This is a genomic window from Bacillus sp. TH30, from assembly GCF_016650875.1.
In the GTDB taxonomy this organism is placed as follows: Bacteria; Bacillota; Bacilli; order Bacillales; family Bacillaceae_G; genus Bacillus_A; species Bacillus_A mycoides.
This window is the reverse complement of record NZ_JAEKEY010000002.1, coordinates 3,448,866-3,467,648: the sequence shown is the minus strand read 5'-3', so window position 1 is coordinate 3,467,648 and position 18,783 is coordinate 3,448,866. Positions and strand designations below refer to the sequence as shown.

Sequence of the window (18,783 nt, the reverse complement as noted above, 5' to 3'; positions counted from 1 at the left end):
ATTTCTTATGTTATTTTAGACTTTTATACAGTGCGTACACTCTTTTTATCCACTTACTTTTCAGTACGCCATATTTGTTCTAGTAATATGCTGACAACTGTACCTACGAACAAACCATTTCCGAATATATATTGCATCACAGACGGCAAGGATTGGAGTGCTCCAGATGGTAAAAACATAACACCACTTCCAAATAATATAGCAACTCCTAAAATCGTTACATTCCTTTCGCTGAGCTCCACTTGTTTTATATTATTAAATCCAATTCCAATTAACTGTACGAACGAAGCCATTAAAACCGCAGATGCGACCGCGGATGGCAGAGAGGCTAAGTAGCGGATAATACTTGGAAACAGCGACATACCGACTAATAGTACACATGCAAATAAGAATGAACGCATGTACTTTTGATTTGTTAAACGTATGAAACCTGCCGTTGCTGGTAATGGAACGACACCTACAGTTGAAAACAAAGAGGAAATCATATGCGAAATCCCTCCGACCCACGTACCATTTCTCAACTGTTTTTGTTCAATAGTCGCTTTATGAATCGTAGCTTGATTGATTGCTATAATAGCTGCCACTGTATTTGAAACTAAAATACATACCATAACGAAACTTGATACAGCCATACCTGTATTCCATTTTGGAATTCCCCACGCGAATATATGTGGAAGTTGCACAAAATGAGTTACTTGAGATGGGATCGTCACTTTTCCTGCAATGAGAAAAATAATCCAGCCACTAATTAACCCTATTAAAACCGCATAACTTTTAACAAACCCTTTTCCGAAGTTGGAGAGTATGACTACGAATAAAAATATGCCAAAAGCAATTAATGCTGTAAATCCATCAATTTGAGAAACAGTAGCTGTAATTCCTAGCATTCCTTTTAAAAATACACCACTTAATTGTAAACATAATAAAAGTAAGAACGTCCCTGTCACGAGCGGCGTAAATAAAAATAAAATACGCCCGATAACTCCCGTTACTCCTAGCCCTATTAAAACAACTCCCGCAACCATCATTCCTAATTCTAAAATTTGCAATGTACTATGTAATTGATCCTGCCCTACAGTTGCATAAGCAAGCACGGTAAATACACCAACCCAAGATCCAGCTGGTCCATCCGCAATCGGAAGCTTATGTCCAAGCCATCCTTGTAAAAAAGAAGATATACCAACTACGAAAAACGTACGCTGCATTAAATAAAATACTTCTTCCGTCGTAAGATGAAATAATCCGCCAACGACAATTGGTAGCGCGATTGAGTTTGCTAATAAAAAAATAAACCATTGCAAAGTTCCCATAATATGATTTTGATTATGTTGATTGTCCAAACTTTTCATCCCTTCTTGCTTCCTTATAAGGAAGTATAGTACTTCCCTGTTTCTACTAAATAAAAAAGAAGGGTTCTATTTTCACAATTAGAACCCTTCTCAAAACATCTAAACGATTCCTCTATACAAGATTATCAGATTTCACTTGATTTAAATCCCCTATAACAACATTCCCTTTATACATAACTACACGCTTCTCTGTTTGACGAGCCACTGCTTCCGCGGCGCATGTTGCATTCGTTAAAACAAAACTTGCCTCATCCCCTACATTCGGCCACACTCGTTTCCCTTCATTATTTAACGTTTCTTTCCCTCCAGTAATAAAACGAAGAGCTTTCCCTAAAGACCTTTCATCACTCCAACCAAATCGTTCTGCCAATCGATTTGCCTTTTGAAGCATATCACCTGTGCCAAACGGAGACCAATGATCTGTAATACTATCATTTCCTAATGAAACTTTAACTCCTTTTCGATCTAATAATGGAATTGGGATTACTTGTTTACCGATTGGAACGGTTGAAGTGATATCAATCTTTAATGCTGCTAGTCTTTCTGCCACTTCTTCAGCTTCTTTATCAGTAACACCACCAAGTCCAAGCGCATGACTAATTGTTACACGACCTTGCCATCCTGCTTCTTCCGTTAGACTTGCTAATCTCTTCATTGTAAACGTTCCAAGATTATTCGCATCGTGCAAATGAATATCAACATCCGCATTAAATTCTACCGCAATGTCCATAATCGTATGTAATGATTTTTCAATATCATTATCTACTGTAGCTGGGTCCACTCCGCCAACTAATTGTGCGCCCATACGCATCGCATCTTTCACAAGTTGCATAGAATTACTTCGCAATAATCCATGTTGCGGAAATGCAACTATTCTACCAGACAACCGATCTTTATATGTTCCTAAAGCCGCTAACGTTGCCTCTAAATTACGAAGTCCAATAACCGGATCCACATTACAATGCGTTCTAATATTTGTTGCGCCATTTCGAAGCAATAACTCTAGCATATTTTCCGCCCTGTCTTGAGCAGTTGCTAATTGCTTTGGTAAAATCGTTTTTTCTTCATTAAAACGTGTAAAAATATTTTCTGCTGGCATACAAGCTTTCCAAGGCCCACTATAATATGTTTTATCAATATGAATATGCATCTCTTCAAAAGCTGGTAAAACTAATAAACGATTAGCATCAAAAGTTAACGTTCCTTCCTCTTGGGCGATTCCCGATATAATTCTTTTAATTCGCCCATCTTCAATAAGAAGACTGCATATCTCAGTTTCCGTTTGTGAAATTTTCGCTTCTTCATATGTATAACCTGTTTCAAGCTTTACATTAGTCAACCAATATAATGTCATTACCATTTCCCCACCTTATATTAGAAAATACGTCACACCCTCATTTTCATTTTAATACCGACTGAAAATTAAGACAATTAATACGCTATATTGTCCCTTCACAAAAAAATGTAATATAACCTAATGGTCTTCTCATAAATTTCCATATAGAATAAAAGTACACTGTATCACTCATACATAACAGCGGTGATATGAAAAGGAGAGGATCATAATATGTCGAAGAGGTTATATAAATCCGAAACTGACAAAATGTTATTTGGTATATGCGGTGGTTTAGGAGAATATTTTGATATTAGTTCTACTCTCATTCGTATTATTTGGGTCATTGCTATTTTATGTTTTGGAACGGGTTTTTTAGTTTATCTCATTTGTTTATTACTCATGCCACGTTCTTACTAATATTATCCTGATTAGCAATACTCTTTTCACTATACTTAAGCAAAACATACAAATTGAAAAAACGCCTATAGAATCTTTTTCTATAGGCGTTTTTTCATGAAGAATATTTCATCGTTAAATGTAATACCGCCACTTCATCCTCTTCATTTTTATAACTATGTTTCTTATTCGCTTCAAATTGAATGGAATCAAACTCATTTAGCACGTACACATCGTTCTCCACTTGAATAGAAACTTTCCCTTTCATTACTGTTACAAGCTCAATTGCTCCTTCATGATGAGCTTCAGGTTCATATATACTATTCGCTCTTAAACAAGCTCGGTGCATTTCCATCCCCGTTTCTTTCGTGTAACGGAACATCGTTTCTAAGTGCCACGCTTGTCCTACATCTACTGCAAAGCCTTCTCCGCAGCGCGCAACAGCTACAGGCTCTCCAACAACCATCAATCTCGATAAAGGGATTGATAGCCCTTTCGTAATTTTCCAGATGACAGCTAATGTCGGATTCGTTTCACCTCTTTCAATTTTTCCTAGCGTTAATTTACTAACACCTGTCTTTTGGGCTAAATCTTCTAAACTTAATTTTTGTTCATTTCGAATTTGTCTTAATAACTGACCTACTTGCTGAATTACTTCTTTCGTTTGCATATCTTCATTTTCTTTCATATATAAAAACCACCTTAAAATATAAAATAGTTTACTTTTATTCACTTTAAGTATATTATACTATACATAAATACTCAATTCCGAAAGGAGTGCCATACTTCATGCGCGCAATACTACTAGGTCTTTTATCATCGGCCTTTTTTTCTGCAACCTTTATTATTAACAGAGCAATGAATGTATCTGGAACAAGTTGGGCTTGGACTGCTTCCTTCCGTTTTCTATTTGCTCTCCCTATTTTATTCCTTATCGTTTTATTTCGCAAAAACTTAGGAGTTTTATGGGAAGAATTAAAAAAACATCCATTTGTATGGATCGGGTGGGGCTCGGTCGCTGGCATCGGCTTCTATTCTTTATTAAGTTTCGCAGCTGTTTTTTCTCCAGCTTGGCTCGTTGCTGGAACTTGGCAAGTTACGATATTAGCAGGTTTACTTTTATCGCCATTATTCTTCATTAAAATAGAAACAAAATCAGGTACAAAACTTGTACGTGGAAAAATTCCACTGCGCAGTTTATACGTCGCTTTATTTATTTTACTTGGTGTACTTTGTATGCAAGCTACTGAAGCAGGTCATATTACAATGACTCAATTCATTTCTGGTTTTTTACCTGTCGTTTTAGCAGCTTTCTTATATCCCTTCGGTAACCGAAAAATGATGGAACTTGTTGGCGGGCGTCTTGATACATTCCAACGTGTATTAGGAATGGCAATCGGGAGTCTCCCTATTACAATTCTACTTGGTATATACGGATTTTCCACTACCGGTATTCCATCATCAAGTCAAATGATGCAAGGATTTTTATTAGCATTATGTTCCGGAGTTATTGCGACGATGACATTTTTCTTTGCTACCGACTTAGCAAAAGACAATCTTGCTTTACTTGGAGCTGTTGAAGCAACACAAGCTGGAACGATGGTCTTTACTGTGCTTGGTGAGATTATTTTCTTAGATGGCTCATTCCCTAGTGGTCTGTCACTGATTGGGATGATTATTATAATGTTAGGAATGATCGTAAATAGTGTTTTAAACCGCTCTGTTCCAGTCATTAAACAAAAAAAATCAGCATAAAAATAGATATGGTTCTTCTTCATAGAACCATATCTATTTTTATTGTCTCCCTATTTCGCCTTATCAGAATAGTATTTCATTGGCTGTTTATACTAAAACCTATGTTATAATACGTTTCATGTGCATTATTAGGAGGTAAATTATGTTAAAAAAAGCAATTGCTGAATTTATTGGTACATTTGTACTTGTATTATTCGGAACTGGAGTAGCTGTCATTGGCGGCGGAATTGAAGGAATTGGAACATTAGGTATCGCTATGGCTTTCGGATTATCTATCGTGGCTATGGCATATAGCATTGGAACAATTTCTGGATGTCATATTAACCCAGCGGTATCAATCGCTATGTTCATTAACAAAAGAATGAACGCTATGGAACTTAGCTATTATTTATTAGCTCAAATTTTAGGTGGTTTATTAGGAACTGCAACGTTAGTAACAATTTTACGATCTGCTAAATTACCTTTAGATAATTTAGGACAAAATAGTTTTGGAACTCTTGGTTTATCAGGAGCATTTTTAGTTGAATTCATTTTAACTTTCGTATTTGTTTTAGTTATCGTTGCTGTAACAGGTAAAAAGGGAAGTTCTTCTTTAGCTGGATTAGTAATTGGTTTCACATTAGTATTAATTCACTTATTAGGTATTCCGTTAACTGGAACATCTGTTAACCCAGCTCGTAGTATCGCACCAGCTCTATTCGCTGGCGGAGAAGCAATTTCTCAACTATGGGTGTTCATCGTTGCCCCAATTCTTGGTGGTATCGTAGCAGCTGTTGTAGGAAAGTTTATTTTAAATACTGAAAAATAGAATTTTCAATATTTCCGAATAAAAAAAGGCGAGCCCTCATCATGAGGAAGCTCGCTTTTTTATTCTTTAATTTTCGACTTTAAATTTGTAACTAACTGCTGAACCGTTACATTTGCAAGTACGTTTTCCATCGCTTCTTGCGATTGTATTAAAATAATCTCTAATACCGATTGAATATTAGCTCCTACTGGACATTCAATGTTGGGATTTTCATGGAAAGAAAATAGATGTCCTTCTTCTACAACTTCCACAGCTTTATATACATCAAGTAATGTAATTTCATCTAAATCACGAGCAAGTGTCGTACCACCTTTACCAGCTTGTACATCAACAAGTCCTGCTCTCTTCAACATTCCTGTAATGCGACGAATCACAACTGGATTTGTATTCACACTACCAGCAATCCATTCAGAGGTACAGCGAGAGTTTCGATCTATTGCAAGTAACGTTAACATATGAACACCTACTGTAAAACGACTACTAATTCCCATCTGCACACCCTCCTTTTTATTCATTCTATTAAAAGACAACTCTTATTATTATATACTATTTTTAATTTATACATAAAGTGAAACTTTAATCAGTGGGGGTTTTGTTCATCCCCCACTGATTATTTGCCTTCACCAATCGGGCGTTTACGGGCAGTTGATCTCCCATCTAACTTCTTTGCTCCAGCTGAATTTTGAGATGGGAGTTTTACCGCCCACAAATAGCGGGGTAAAGAAAAAGCATGATTCCATTAGAAAATCATGCTTTCCCTCTATTATTGACGCTTTATAAATTTCGCCAAATCTTTAAACTTCACTTTATCAGAGTAATTCATTACACCGTTTACATAGATACGGCTTGTAATCGCATTTAATATACCAATCGTCGCCAATAAAACTACTAATGTTATCGTAATCTCTAACATACCTGCTTCACCAGCTACAATCCGCGAGAAGGTAACCATTGGTGTGAAAAACGGAACATACGAACTTACAACAACAATAGTACTATTTGGATCACTTAATGATTTAATACTAATGAAGAATGCAGCCATGATCAAAATCATTATCGGGAAAGATACAGCTTGTAAATCCTCTGTCTTAGACACAACAGCTCCAGCCGCAGCGTACATCATCGCATAAAGTAAATACCCCGTAATGAAATAAACAAGAAACATACTTATAACCTTTGCATCTAATTTTGTAAAGTCAATTGGAACACCAAGTAATGAAGCACTTTCTAAATCGACCCAACCTAACAAATAAGGAATAAGATAACCACACGCCAATATTACAAGTTGTAATAACGCCGTTGAAACAACCGCCAAAATTTTCGCATACATCATCGTAAGAGGCTTTACTTTCGGAAGCATTACTTCCATTACACGTGACGCCTTTTCAGATGCAATATTCATTGCGATTGTATTTCCGAAAGCTACAATAAACATATACAAAGCAAATGTAAAGAAATATGCAATTCCGAAAGAAGATGTACGATCTTTTATCGCTTCTTGCTTCACTTGAATTTCTGCTTGTAATTGCTGCGCAATTTCTGGTGAAACATTATTTTTTGCAATCGTCACCTTCGTATATTGTTGTTTTAAATAACCCGCCATAATCGCAGAAGTTGCTTGGCTTGGAAATCCATTATACATATATGTAACTGCTGGAGTCCCATCCTTTTCCGTCACATGGAATAGACCATCTAAATCGCCTTCTTCTACTTGCTTATGCAGTTTATCAAAATCATCTTTTGAACCGACCGTTATTTTTGCTGATGGCAATAGCTTATTTAGCTCTTCTTTTTGTACTTTGTATGTGGAACTCTCTACTACAACTGCAATTTTATCTTTATCCTTATTTTTATCATCGCCTGAAGTAAAATGATTAAATGCAAAAATCCCAAACACAACTAAAAATAAAATCGCACTCGTAATTAATGATTTTTTAGATAAAAATGCTTCTTTAAAATAAAATGAAAATACATGAGAAAATTTACGCATCTTTATTTCGCCCTCTCTACAAAGATTTCGTTTAACGTCGGCTCTAACATTTTAAATTGTCGTAAGCTAATACCTTGCTCTTGCAACTGTTGCAAAATCTTTAGAGCTTCTGCATCGCCTTGTACTTTTACATAAAGAAGGCCTTGTTGTTTTTCATACGGAACGTGTATAGCTTCTAATCCCTTTTCATTCTCTACTGTATCTTCAATAGTTAAATTACGGAAACCGTATTCTTTCTTAATATCACTTAACTGTCCTTCTACGACCGCTTCGCCTTTTTTCAAAATACATACATGTTGGCAAAAAGCCTCTACTTGCTCCATACGGTGACTAGATAAAATAATTGTCTTTCCGCTCTGTACTTGTTCTCCAATAATACTAGCCAACATTCCAGCATTAACTGGATCAAGTCCGCTAAATGGTTCATCCAAAATAAGAAGTTCTGGATCATGAAGAAGAGCAGCAATCAATTGAATTTTTTGCTGGTTCCCTTTCGAAAGTTCTCCTGCTGTTTTGAATTTATATTCTGGGATTGCTAAGCGCTCTAACCAGTAATCAATTGCAAGATCCACTTCTTTTTTCGTCATTCCTTCTAATCTGCCAAAATATCGCAACTGATCTATTACTCTACTTTTTGTATATAATCCTCTTTCTTCTGGTAAATATCCAATTGTTACCCCGCTATCACCAAATGATTTGCCATCCCACGTAATAGAACCTTCATTTGGCGTTAATAAACCTAGTAACATTTTAATTGTCGTTGTTTTCCCTGCACCATTTCGGCCAAGTAACCCTAACACTTCACCTTTCGGTAACGAGATTTGCAAACCATTAACTGCTTTAGATTCTCCGAACATTTTTGTTAATTTTTGAATTTGTAAACTCAATGTATAAAGCCTCCCCTTTAGTATCATTCGTACCTTCTGTTAAAGCCTATGATTGTTCAGAATGAAATATAGTACTATATTTCATTCTCTTATATGTATCACTACACCTAACCCATCATTTGTTTCATTTAGTTAAAATTGTAAATACAAATCCCGTTTTTGTCAATTATAATTGTCATTACGACAATAAAACTTGTCAAAATAATTATTATTATTTAACCCATCTTTCTAATATAGGACAAACTACTACATATACAAAAGACAATATGCAAATGTTCATAAAAAAATATAAAAAGCATTATATTTTAATATATAATATTAAATGATTTACTAACATCAAGGAGGATACATATGAAGATGAAGAGGGGTATTACCACTTTATTATCTGTAGCCGTTCTTTCCACATCGCTTGTAGCATGTTCAGGAACAGCTGAGAAAACAGTGGCGAAAGAAGAAAAAGTAAAATTAACAGACCAGCAATTGATGGCTGATTTATGGTATCAAACAGCTGGTGAAACGAAAGCACTATACTACCAAGGATACAATATTGGTCAATTGAAGCTTGATGCAGCTCTTGCAAAAGGCACAAACAAAAAACCTGCTATCGTACTTGATTTAGATGAAACTGTTTTAGATAACAGTCCCCATCAAGCAATGAGCGTAAAAACAGGAAAAGGCTATCCTTATAAATGGGACGATTGGATTAATAAAGCTGAAGCTGAAGCTCTTCCAGGCGCGATTGATTTCTTAAAATATACAGAGTCTAAAGGTGTAGATATTTACTACATCTCAAATCGCAAAACGAATCAACTAGATGCAACTATTAAAAACCTTGAGCGCGTTGGTGCTCCACAAGCAACAAAAGAGCATATCTTATTACAAGATCCGAAAGAAAAAGGGAAAGAAAAACGTCGTGAACTTGTTTCTCAAACACATGACATCGTCCTATTCTTCGGTGACAACTTATCTGATTTCACTGGTTTTGATGGGAAATCTGTAAAAGATCGCAATGAAACAGTGGCAGAATCAAAAGCACAATTTGGTGAAAAATTCATCATTTTCCCTAATCCGATGTATGGCGATTGGGAAGGCGCTTTATATGACTATGATTTCAAAAAATCAGATGCAGAAAAAGATAAAATTCGTCGTGACAATTTAAAATCATTTGATGCAAAATAACAAAGAGGATGGCTTTCGCCATCCTCTTTTATTGCATATTTCTTGTTAAAGGTAAAATAAATACTTCTACACGTCTATTTTTTGCTTTTCCTTCTGGTGTATCATTTGGTGCAATTGAACGGTATTCTCCGTAACCAATTGCACTAAATTTTTCTGGTTGCAAATCTTTATTTTGAAGTAATACCTGCATAAAATTAACGGCACGCTGTGTACTTAACTCCCAGTTTGATGCAAACTGAGCATTTGCGATAGGAACAGTATCTGTATGACCAGACACTGTAATTTCACGAGGTGATGCGGAAACAAGTAGGTTAGACATCTCTTTTGCAATCCCTAACGATTCCAACTTCACATCTGCTTTCCCTGAATCAAATAGTACATTTTCTAATATTGTTACCATTAAACCTTTTTCAGTTAAATCGGTTTTAAAAGAAGAAGATAATTGCTTTTCCTCAATATACTTATCAATACCTTTTTGTACTGCTTTTAATTCATTCATTTCTTGCTTTTTCACTTCAGCTTCAGCATCTTTTTTGATCTTCTCAGATTCCAAACTACTTGCCGATAATTCTTTTTCTTCCTTTGGTTTTTGATCACTTAAAAACTCTTTATTTCCTGTTCCACCTGCTAGTTCACTTCGAAAAGCTACTGCCATCTGTTTAAATTTCGCAGCATCTATACTACTCATTGCAAATAAAACAATAAACAGTGCAAACAACAAAGTTAGCATATCAGAATACGGAATTAACCAAGTTTCATCAATATGCTCTTCATGTTTTTTCTTTTTGCCTCTTCTATTTTTCTTACTCCGCATTTTTTTCCGCTCCTTTTTCTAGCTTCTTACGCTCAGTTGCAGAAAGCGCACCTAAAATGCGGTTTTTCATAATAAACGGATATGTACCTTCTTGTAACATTAATAAACAATCAATAATTAAACGTTTCTTCTCTAATTCAGCAGCAGACTTTTGCTTTAATTTATTTGCAAACGGATGCCATAATACGTAACCTGAAAAAATACCGAAAATCGTTGCAATAAACGCACCTGAAATAGCATGCCCTAGCTTTTCAATATCAGTTAAATTTCCAAGTGCAGCTACAAGACCAATAACAGCACCTAAAACCCCTAGTGTAGGTGCATATGTACCAGCTTGCGAAAAAATAGCAGCCCCTTTTGCATGTCTCTCTTCAATCGCTTCTAATTCGGCTTCTAAAATTTGTTCTAAATCCTCTGCAGATACACCATCAATAACAAATTTCATACCACGCAAAAGAAATTCATCTTCAATTTCATCTAATTGTTGCTCTAAAGACAAAATACCGTATTTTCTACTCTCAGATGTCCAATGAACAAATAATTCTAGCAATTGTTCATAACTTAAATCTTTTTTATTTGAACCAAAAAGAACTTTAAATAATTTTGGAACTTTTTTTAGTTGATTCATCGGAAATGCAATACACACTGCAGCAAATGTACCGACGAAAATAATTAGTGCTGCGGCAGGATTTAGTAAAGCTGTTATGTCAGCGCCCTTGACGACCATCCCTACGACTACCGCTAATACTCCTAAAATGATTCCAATAATTGTTGCAAAATCCATTCCCATTCACTCCTAGTCTATACAAGAGGTCTTTTATTCTCGATAATCGCTACATCTTCTTATATACATATATTACATAAAAAATGCACTTCATGAAAGATAAGAAATGAATTATATGAAAAAATACTACATTTTCACACATTTTCTGACATTTTCTTTGCATTTCTATTACGTTATAACTCTTATATTTCTTTTTCAATAAACTAGACTTATAATAAAAACGATACATATTTTATTAAGAAAGGACAGTGATTACAAGGTATCATGAAAAAGATAATAATTATTTCTGCCATTACTATTGTAATCGGTATCACATCTTTCGCTTACTTTGCTTCTAAATCACCACTGCAAAATGAGGCGAAAGCTGTCGAAAGTCAAAAACATAGTAACCATCCAAAAGAAGAGATTCCTGCTTTTCCAAAAGCTGATCATAATGCAAAGAAACTAGATGATAATTTTTCCGTTGTAACAAATCCAGATTCTGCTCTTGTATTAGTCAATAAACATCGTAAATTACCAGATGGGTACATTCCAGAAGATTTAACGAAACCGAACGTACCATTTACTAGTCCAAAAGATAAAGAGAAAACATTACTTCGCAAAAATGCTGCAGACGCTCTTGAAAAAATGTTCCAGGCAGCGAAAGAAGAAGGTTTAGAACTTACAGCAGTTTCAGGTTACCGTTCTTACAAACGCCAACAGTCATTACATAATACATATATTAAACGCCAAGGAAAAGCTGAGGCTGATTCGGTAAGTGCAATTCCTGGAACAAGTGAGCATCAAACTGGTCTAGCAATGGATATTAGCTCAAAATCTGCCAAATTCCAATTAGAACCAATTTTCGGAAAGACAGCAGAAGGAAAATGGGTTGCAGAACATGCCCATGAGTTCGGATTTGTCATTCGTTATTTAGAGGATAAAACAGAGACAACAGAATATTCATATGAACCGTGGCACTTACGCTACGTTGGCAATCCATATGCCACATACATATATAAGCACCACCTAACATTAGAAGAGGCAACGAAGGACAAAAAATAAGAGAGCGAATCGCTCTCTTATTTTTCTTTTATTCTATTATTGTAATAATTCCTTCCATTCTTCAGGCCACGGTTCGCCTCTTCCAGTTTTTTTCGATGCTTGGACCATCATACCGCGTCCAACTAAACAAACTTCTCCTTCTGCATTTTTGACCATATAGTGTAAATCTAAAGAGGAATTCCCAACCGCTCCCGCCTTTACATATACTTTCAACTGCTCATCAAAATAAATTTGTTTAATAAAATTGCATTGTAGATCTGCGACGACTATCATCGTTTCTGATGATTCATGTGTCCATTCTTGCATAAATCCGAGTTCTTTAAACAATGCGATACGCGCTTCTTCAAAATATGTAAAAGCAACGACATTATTTACATGTCCAAACATATCTACTTCACCAAAACGAACTTTGACAGGATTATAAAATGAAAAACCACTTTCCCATTGCTCAAAGTCTTCAATATAAGAAATTCTCTTCATCGTTCCCTCTCCTTTTCGCCATTAAAATAAACAGAATAAACAGAAATATAAAGTTATAAATATTGCCTCTTCAACATGAAGAGGCAATATTTATTAATAGTTATTGTCGCTACCAAAGAAATCTTTGAACGATTGAATTGTTGTATCACGGTTTAATGCTGCAATTGAAGTTGTTAATGGAATACCTTTCGGACATGATTGCACACAGTTTTGAGAGTTACCACAGTTTGCAAGTCCTCCATCACCCATAATTGCACGTAAGCGATCTGCTTTATGCATTTCACCAGTTGGATGCGAGTTAAATAAACGCGCTTGTGAAAGCGGTGCTGGTCCAATAAAGTCAGACTTACTGTTTACGTTCGGACATGACTCTAAGCAAACACCACATGTCATACATTTCGAAAGTTCATATGCCCATTGACGCTTTTTCTCTGGCATTCTTGGACCTGGCCCTAGGTCGTACGTACCGTCGATTGGAATCCAAGCTTTAACACGTTTTAACGCGTTAAACATACGGCTACGGTCAACTTGTAAATCACGTACAATCGGGAATGTCTTCATCGGCTTTAAGCGAATTGGTTGCTCTAACTGGTCAATAAGAGCTGTACATGATTGACGTGGTTTTCCGTTAATCACCATCGAACAAGCACCACATACTTCTTCTAAACAGTTCATATCCCATGCAATCGGAGTCGTCTGGTTTCCTTTTGAATCAACAGGATTACGACGAATTTCCATCAGTGCCGAAATAATGTTCATATTTGGACGATATGGAATTTCAAACTCTTGATCAAACTCTTGTGCATCTGGTCCATCTTGTCTCGTAATGATGAGGCGGATTGTTTTCTCAGACATGTTGCTTATCCCCCTTCTCTTCACCCTTAGCAGCTACATCATGTTTTGAGGAATAGTCACGTTTACGTGGTTTAATTAATGAAACATCCACTTCTTCGTAATGGAATGCTGGTGCCTTTCCTTCTCCCTCAAATTTCGCCATCGTAGTTTTTAAGAAGTTTGCATCATCACGATTTGGGAATTCTGGTTTGTAATGCGCTCCGCGGCTTTCATTACGGTTATATGCGCCAATTGTAATAACACGTGCTAACTCGAACATATTTGCAAGTTGGCGTGTAAATGAAGCACCCTGGTTACTCCATCTTGCTGTATCGTTAATGTTAATGCGTTTGTAACGCGCCATTAACTCTTCAATTTTCGCATCAGTTTCTAGTAACTTTTTATTTTCACGAACTACTGTAACGTTATCTGTCATCCATTCTCCAAGCTCTTTATGAAGAACATATGCATTTTCGTTACCATCAAGCGTTAAAATATTGTTAAATTTCTCTGTTTCGATTAATTCATTTTGCTCATATACAGTAGTTGAAACAGCATCAGATGATTTAGAAAGACCTTTCATATACTCAATTGCGTTCGGTCCTGCTACCATACCACCGTAAATTGCTGATAATAATGAGTTCGCACCAAGGCGGTTACCACCGTGCATAGAATAATCACACTCACCTGCTGCAAATAAACCTGGAATACTTGTCATTTGCTTATAATCAACCCATAATCCGCCCATTGAATAGTGAACCGCTGGGAAGATTTTCATTGGTAGTTTACGAGGATCATCACCTGTAAATTTCTCATAGATTTCAATAATTCCACCAAGTTTAATATCTAGTTCTTTCGGATCTTTATGAGAAAGATCTAAGTACACCATGTTTTCACCGTTAATACCTAGTTTTTGCTCTACGCAAACATCAAAGATTTCACGCGTTGCAATATCACGAGGTACAAGGTTTCCGTAAGCTGGATATTTTTCTTCTAAGAAGTACCATGGCTTACCATCTTTATACGTCCAAACACGTCCACCTTCACCACGTGCAGATTCACTCATAAGACGTAACTTATCGTCTCCAGGAATTGCCGTTGGATGAATTTGAATGAACTCACCGTTCGCATAATATGCACCTTGTTGATATACAGCAGACGCTGCTGTACCTGTATTAATAATAGAGTTTGTTGATTTTCCAAAGATGATACCAGGGCCCCCTGTTGCCATAATCACGGCATCAGCTTGGAAACTTTTTATCTCCATAGTTTGTAAGTCTTGCGCGACGATTCCTCGGCACACACCTTCATCATCTACAACAGCTCGTAAGAAATCCCAACCTTCATATTTCGTTACAAGTCCTGCTACTTCATGACGACGTACTTGCTCATCTAATGCATATAGTAATTGTTGACCAGTTGTTGCGCCAGCAAATGCTGTACGGTGATGTTGTGTTCCACCGAAACGACGGAAATCCAGAAGTCCTTCTTCCGTACGGTTGAACATAACACCCATGCGATCCATTAAATGAATAATACCAGGTGCTGCATCACACATCGCTTTAACTGGTGGTTGGTTCGCTAAGAAGTCCCCACCATAAATTGTATCGTCAAAGTGGATCCATGGAGAATCCCCTTCACCTTTTGTATTTACGGCACCGTTAATTCCACCTTGGGCACATACAGAATGTGAACGTTTTACTGGTACTAAAGAAAATAGTTCAACATTTACTCCTGCTTCTGCCGCTTTAATCGTTGCCATTAAGCCGGCCAAGCCACCGCCGACTACTATAAGTTTCCCTTTCATGCTCTCCCACTCCTTACTGGTTTGCTAGCTGTGGATCGATGAACGCTAATAATGCACTCACACCTACATAAGATAGACCTAAGAAAATAGCTAATGTTACATAAGTAGAGATTCTTTGTGAACGTGGAGATACTGTAATTCCCCAGCTTATACAGAATGTCCATAGTCCATTTGCAAAGTGGAAAATTGTTGAAACAACACCAACTAAATAGAAACCAAACATAAATGGGTTGTTTAAAATATCTGCCATCATATCATAGTTTACCTCTTTACCTAACAATGCTTGAATACGAGTTTCCCAGACGTGCCAAGAAATGAAGATCAGCGTAACGATACCTGAAATTCGTTGGAAGACGAACATCCAGTTACGGAAATAGCCGTAAGATACCGCATTGTTCTTAGCTGTAAATGCAATATATAAGCCATATATAGCATGGTACAGTATAGGTAAAAAGATGATGAAAATTTCTAGCGCATACCGGAATGGAAGGAGCTCCATAAAGCCTGCAGCTTTGTTAAAAGCCTCTGCTCCTCTTGTTGCAAAGTTGTTTACAATTAAATGTTGCGTCAAAAAGACACCAACCGGAATGACCCCCATTAATGAGTGCCACTTACGAAACGTATACTCGCGGCCTTTCATGTCCCCATTACCCCCTTGAATGTTTGACTGCTGTTTTCAGATTAATTTACAACAATAATGTTTTTTCACTATTGGCATAAGAAAAACTGAAAAAATTATTCAAAATATTTCAGCATAATTTAATACCAAGTTCATTTTACCCCTATTTTTGTCGAAGCGTCAAGAAAACGTATACATAATTTGCATATAATTTGCCAATTCTTTTTTTCTTATATATTCAGATTTCCCCAAAGAAAAATCTATTTTTATAAATGAAAAATGTTATATAATAATCCCTATAGAAAGAGGGGAATATTGTGAGCAAAAATACAATCGATATAACATCTTTAGAAGATGTTTCATTGAACGCCTTCGCTTATGAATTGCTACGTGAAGAATTACTACCTGATTTAATTGGTAACGATTTAGATGGTATTTTATACTGGGCCGGTAGAAACCTTGCGAGAAAATATCCGCTAGAAACAATTGAAGAAGTCATTCAGTTTTTTGAAAAAGCTGGTTGGGGCACTTTAAGCATCATTGAACATAAACGTCGTGAAATGCAGTTTCAACTTAAAGGTACACTTATTACTGAGCGTCAAAAACAAAAAAGACATTCATCTTATCAATTAGAAGCTGGATTTATCGCCGAGCAAATTCAAAGACAAAGAAACGTCGTTGCAGAGTCCTATGAGGAACAGAAAAAGCGTTCAGACTCTATTACATTTCTTGTTAAATGGGATATAAAAGATCTCATTGAAGTGTAGCATCTACTTACAGTCAACTAGACATATAAGTTTAGTTGACTTTTTTGTATATTCATTTAGGTTCGTTTATTTTAAATCTTCAGAAATTATACCAAAAAACAGAAGACGTTGTAAACTACAACGTCTTCTTATCTGTTAAATAAGTATAAATTGTCTCCGCTACATTTTTCGGCATACCCGCTTCGACAAATTCCGATATAGAAGCTTCTTTCATCTTTTTTAATGAACCAAAATGTTTTAGCAATACCTTTTTTCGTTTATCGCCGATTCCTGGAATATCATCCAATGCTGATTGAATGACCGATTTCCCGTGCAACTGGCGATGGAATGTAATTGCAAATCTATGCACTTCATCTTGAATGCGTTGCAATAAATAAAATTCTTGGCTATTCCTCTCAAGCATCACAGGTTCAGGCGGATCTCCAATGATTAAATGTGATGTTTTATGTTTGTCATCTTTTACAAGCCCTGCCATTGGAATATATAATCCGAGTTCATTCTCCAGAACATCACTTGTAGCGGCCAGATGGCCTTTTCCACCATCAATAATGATTAAATCTGGTAAAGGTAAATTCTCTTTAAGCGCCCTCGTATAACGGCGTCTTACAACTTCCCTCATAGATTCGTAATCATCAGGACCTTGAACCGTTTTAATTTTATATTTCCGATATTCTTTCTTCGCTGGTTTCCCATCGATAAAAGCAATCATTGCTGAAACAGGATTTGTCCCTTGAATATTTGAATTATCAAACGCTTCAATACGATATGGTGTTTCAATCCCTAGTTGCTTCCCTAGATTATCAACAGCTTTAATCGTCCGTTCTTCATCACGTTCAATTAAGTGAAATTTCTCTTCTAGTGCAATTTTTGCATTTTTATTTGCTAATTCCACAAGATCTTTTTTCTTCCCACGCTTCGGCTGTGTCGCTTCAACTTCTAAAAAGCGCTCTACTAATTCTGAATCTATACTTCCTGGAACAACAATTTCCTTCGGCTTGAAATGACTACTGTTTTCATAAAATTGACCGATAAAAGTTAAAAACCCCTCTTCTGGTTCATCATAAATCGGGAACATAGAAACATCACGTTCAATTAGCTTTCCTTTTCGAACGAAGAAAACTTGAACACACATCCACCCTTTATCAACTGCATATCCAAACACATCACGATCCACTAAATCACTCATAATCATCTTTTGCTTTTCCATAATTGCATCAATATGAGCAATTTGATCTCGCAACTCTTTCGCCCGTTCAAATTCTAGCTTTTCTGAAGCCTCATACATCTTCGTTTCTAATTCTGAACGAATTTCTTTATGCCCACCGTTTAAGAATTTAATAATTTCATCAACAATTTCTTTGTTTTGCTCATCCGTTACTTCTTTCACACAAGGTGCTAAACATTGACCCATATGATAATACAAGCAAACTTTATCTGGCATATTTGAACATTTACGAAGTGGATACATACGATCTAATAATTTCTTTGTTTCATGTGCCGATTGCGCATTTGGATAAGGCCCAAAGTACTTTCCTTTATCCTTTTTTACATTTCGCGTAATGAGTAAGCGCGGCTGTTTTTCAGCTGTAATTTTAATGAAAGGATATGTTTTATCATCTTTTAATTGAATATTATATTTTGGATCATATTTTTTTATTAAATTTAACTCTAAAATAAGAGCCTCCAAATTTGAGGAAGTCACAATATATTCAAAATCAACAATTTCTCCAACAAGCCGAAGTGTTTTCCCATCATGCGAACCAGTAAAGTACGAGCGCACACGATTTTTGAGTACCTTTGCTTTTCCGACATATATAACCGTTCCCTGCTTATCCTTCATTAAATAACAACCAGGTTGATCGGGCAAAATTGCTAACTTCTCTTTTAAATGCTCGTGCACTCGTCTCCCTCCATTTCTACATGCTTATGCTTAT

General features: G+C 36.1%; 19 protein-coding genes. 6 read left to right on the top strand and 13 right to left on the bottom strand.

Translation table 11 applies throughout. From position 1 onward, the window contains the following. Positions 1–53: 53 nt before the first annotated feature. Together JFU20_RS20040 and JFU20_RS20035 are read right to left on the bottom strand one after the other, a co-directional pair. Positions 54–1,349 (bottom strand): purine/pyrimidine permease, encoded by a 1,296-nt coding sequence (locus JFU20_RS20040; RefSeq protein WP_002015336.1) that lies wholly within the window; start codon positions 1,347–1,349, stop codon positions 54–56. 112 nt (positions 1,350–1,461) lie between these two features. Further along, positions 1,462–2,703 carry an amidohydrolase family protein gene (locus JFU20_RS20035; protein ID WP_002165026.1) on the bottom strand — a complete coding sequence of 414 codons (1,242 nt, stop codon included), beginning with the start codon at positions 2,701–2,703 and terminating at the stop codon, positions 1,462–1,464. A gap of 213 nt (positions 2,704–2,916) precedes the next feature. Here JFU20_RS20035 and JFU20_RS20030 point away from each other — a divergent pair, with 213 nt between their 5' ends. Beyond that, positions 2,917–3,102 (top strand): PspC domain-containing protein, encoded by a 186-nt coding sequence (locus tag JFU20_RS20030; protein WP_002112091.1) that lies wholly within the window; start codon positions 2,917–2,919, stop codon positions 3,100–3,102. 94 nt (positions 3,103–3,196) lie between these two features. On the opposite strand, the gene JFU20_RS20025 is transcribed toward JFU20_RS20030, so the two are convergent. Next, complete coding sequence (locus tag JFU20_RS20025) at positions 3,197–3,769, bottom strand: helix-turn-helix domain-containing protein (RefSeq protein WP_002015333.1); 573 nt, start codon at positions 3,767–3,769, stop codon at positions 3,197–3,199. 101 nt (positions 3,770–3,870) lie between these two features. On the opposite strand from JFU20_RS20025, the gene JFU20_RS20020 reads away from it, so the two are divergent. Both JFU20_RS20020 and JFU20_RS20015 read left to right on the top strand, forming a co-directional pair. After that, positions 3,871–4,836 (top strand): DMT family transporter, encoded by a 966-nt coding sequence (locus JFU20_RS20020; RefSeq protein ID WP_201038858.1) that lies wholly within the window; start codon positions 3,871–3,873, stop codon positions 4,834–4,836. A 142-nt stretch (positions 4,837–4,978) separates the two neighbouring features. Then, positions 4,979–5,644, top strand: a complete 666-nt coding sequence (locus JFU20_RS20015) for an MIP/aquaporin family protein (protein WP_002015331.1) — start codon at positions 4,979–4,981, stop codon at positions 5,642–5,644. Positions 5,645–5,703: 59 nt separating this feature from the next. Here JFU20_RS20015 and JFU20_RS20010 read toward each other — a convergent pair whose 3' ends face one another. The 3 genes from JFU20_RS20010 to JFU20_RS20000 form a co-directional block, all read right to left on the bottom strand. After that, positions 5,704–6,135: an Rrf2 family transcriptional regulator gene (locus tag JFU20_RS20010; protein WP_002088848.1), complete on the bottom strand. Its 432-nt coding sequence runs from the start codon at positions 6,133–6,135 to the stop codon at positions 5,704–5,706. A 272-nt stretch (positions 6,136–6,407) separates the two neighbouring features. Then, positions 6,408–7,634, bottom strand: a complete 1,227-nt coding sequence (locus JFU20_RS20005) for an ABC transporter permease (protein ID WP_002015418.1) — start codon at positions 7,632–7,634, stop codon at positions 6,408–6,410. A gap of 2 nt (positions 7,635–7,636) precedes the next feature. Continuing rightward, a complete protein-coding gene (locus tag JFU20_RS20000) occupies positions 7,637–8,521 on the bottom strand; it encodes an ABC transporter ATP-binding protein (protein WP_002015417.1) in 885 nt (294 codons plus the stop codon). A gap of 351 nt (positions 8,522–8,872) precedes the next feature. On the opposite strand from JFU20_RS20000, the gene JFU20_RS19995 reads away from it, so the two are divergent. Beyond that, the gene (locus tag JFU20_RS19995; protein ID WP_002015415.1) at positions 8,873–9,700 is read left to right on the top strand and encodes a 5'-nucleotidase, lipoprotein e(P4) family; all 828 of its coding nucleotides are present in this window, start codon (positions 8,873–8,875) and stop codon (positions 9,698–9,700) included. Between the two features lie 28 nt (positions 9,701–9,728). Here JFU20_RS19995 and motB read toward each other — a convergent pair whose 3' ends face one another. Continuing rightward, complete coding sequence (gene motB, locus JFU20_RS19990) at positions 9,729–10,514, bottom strand: flagellar motor protein MotB (protein ID WP_002165023.1); 786 nt, start codon at positions 10,512–10,514, stop codon at positions 9,729–9,731. Then, on the bottom strand, positions 10,504–11,298 hold the full coding sequence (motA, locus tag JFU20_RS19985) for a flagellar motor stator protein MotA (protein ID WP_002088856.1): 795 nt from the start codon (positions 11,296–11,298) through the stop codon (positions 10,504–10,506). Before motA ends, motB begins: the two co-directional genes overlap by 11 nt. A gap of 264 nt (positions 11,299–11,562) precedes the next feature. Here motA and JFU20_RS19980 point away from each other — a divergent pair, with 264 nt between their 5' ends. Further along, positions 11,563–12,342, top strand: a complete 780-nt coding sequence (locus JFU20_RS19980) for a M15 family metallopeptidase (protein ID WP_201038857.1) — start codon at positions 11,563–11,565, stop codon at positions 12,340–12,342. A 36-nt stretch (positions 12,343–12,378) separates the two neighbouring features. On the opposite strand, the gene JFU20_RS19975 is transcribed toward JFU20_RS19980, so the two are convergent. From JFU20_RS19975 to sdhC, 4 genes are all read right to left on the bottom strand, one after another. After that, a complete protein-coding gene (locus tag JFU20_RS19975) occupies positions 12,379–12,822 on the bottom strand; it encodes an acyl-CoA thioesterase (protein WP_002015410.1) in 444 nt (147 codons plus the stop codon). A gap of 93 nt (positions 12,823–12,915) precedes the next feature. Next, positions 12,916–13,677: a succinate dehydrogenase iron-sulfur subunit gene (gene sdhB, locus JFU20_RS19970; RefSeq protein ID WP_002088861.1), complete on the bottom strand. Its 762-nt coding sequence runs from the start codon at positions 13,675–13,677 to the stop codon at positions 12,916–12,918. Beyond that, on the bottom strand, positions 13,670–15,463 hold the full coding sequence (gene sdhA, locus JFU20_RS19965) for a succinate dehydrogenase flavoprotein subunit (RefSeq protein WP_002165022.1): 1,794 nt from the start codon (positions 15,461–15,463) through the stop codon (positions 13,670–13,672). Before sdhA ends, sdhB begins: the two co-directional genes overlap by 8 nt. A 13-nt stretch (positions 15,464–15,476) precedes the next feature. Next, on the bottom strand, positions 15,477–16,103 hold the full coding sequence (gene sdhC / locus JFU20_RS19960; protein WP_002015407.1) for a succinate dehydrogenase cytochrome B558: 627 nt from the start codon (positions 16,101–16,103) through the stop codon (positions 15,477–15,479). Positions 16,104–16,399: 296 nt separating this feature from the next. Here sdhC and JFU20_RS19955 point away from each other — a divergent pair, with 296 nt between their 5' ends. Then, positions 16,400–16,849: a YslB family protein gene (locus JFU20_RS19955; protein WP_002015405.1), complete on the top strand. Its 450-nt coding sequence runs from the start codon at positions 16,400–16,402 to the stop codon at positions 16,847–16,849. A gap of 115 nt (positions 16,850–16,964) precedes the next feature. Here JFU20_RS19955 and uvrC read toward each other — a convergent pair whose 3' ends face one another. Beyond that, positions 16,965–18,749 carry an excinuclease ABC subunit C gene (gene uvrC / locus JFU20_RS19950; protein ID WP_002015404.1) on the bottom strand — a complete coding sequence of 595 codons (1,785 nt, stop codon included), beginning with the start codon at positions 18,747–18,749 and terminating at the stop codon, positions 16,965–16,967. Positions 18,750–18,783: the final 34 nt, after the last annotated feature.

Excerpts from the sequence above, each read along its gene's own strand:
- JFU20_RS20040 (WP_002015336.1), bottom strand. The coding sequence starts at position 1,349 with ATGAAAAGTTTGGACAATCAACATAATCAAAATCATATTATGGGAACT.
- JFU20_RS20030 (WP_002112091.1), top strand. The coding sequence starts at position 2,917 with ATGTCGAAGAGGTTATATAAATCCGAAACTGACAAAATGTTATTTGGT.
- JFU20_RS20025 (WP_002015333.1), bottom strand. The coding sequence starts at position 3,769 with ATGAAAGAAAATGAAGATATGCAAACGAAAGAAGTAATTCAGCAAGTA.
- JFU20_RS19975 (WP_002015410.1), bottom strand. The coding sequence starts at position 12,822 with ATGAAGAGAATTTCTTATATTGAAGACTTTGAGCAATGGGAAAGTGGT.
- sdhA (WP_002165022.1), bottom strand. The coding sequence starts at position 15,463 with ATGAAAGGGAAACTTATAGTAGTCGGCGGTGGCTTGGCCGGCTTAATG.
- JFU20_RS20035 (WP_002165026.1), bottom strand. The coding sequence starts at position 2,703 with ATGACATTATATTGGTTGACTAATGTAAAGCTTGAAACAGGTTATACA.
- JFU20_RS19995 (WP_002015415.1), top strand. The coding sequence starts at position 8,873 with ATGAAGATGAAGAGGGGTATTACCACTTTATTATCTGTAGCCGTTCTT.
- JFU20_RS20005 (WP_002015418.1), bottom strand. The coding sequence starts at position 7,634 with ATGCGTAAATTTTCTCATGTATTTTCATTTTATTTTAAAGAAGCATTT.
- JFU20_RS20015 (WP_002015331.1), top strand. The coding sequence starts at position 4,979 with ATGTTAAAAAAAGCAATTGCTGAATTTATTGGTACATTTGTACTTGTA.
- JFU20_RS20010 (WP_002088848.1), bottom strand. The coding sequence starts at position 6,135 with ATGGGAATTAGTAGTCGTTTTACAGTAGGTGTTCATATGTTAACGTTA.
- motA (WP_002088856.1), bottom strand. The coding sequence starts at position 11,298 with ATGGATTTTGCAACAATTATTGGAATCATTTTAGGAGTATTAGCGGTA.
- sdhB (WP_002088861.1), bottom strand. The coding sequence starts at position 13,677 with ATGTCTGAGAAAACAATCCGCCTCATCATTACGAGACAAGATGGACCA.
- sdhC (WP_002015407.1), bottom strand. The coding sequence starts at position 16,103 with ATGAAAGGCCGCGAGTATACGTTTCGTAAGTGGCACTCATTAATGGGG.
- JFU20_RS19980 (WP_201038857.1), top strand. The coding sequence starts at position 11,563 with ATGAAAAAGATAATAATTATTTCTGCCATTACTATTGTAATCGGTATC.
- motB (WP_002165023.1), bottom strand. The coding sequence starts at position 10,514 with ATGCGGAGTAAGAAAAATAGAAGAGGCAAAAAGAAAAAACATGAAGAG.
- JFU20_RS20020 (WP_201038858.1), top strand. The coding sequence starts at position 3,871 with ATGCGCGCAATACTACTAGGTCTTTTATCATCGGCCTTTTTTTCTGCA.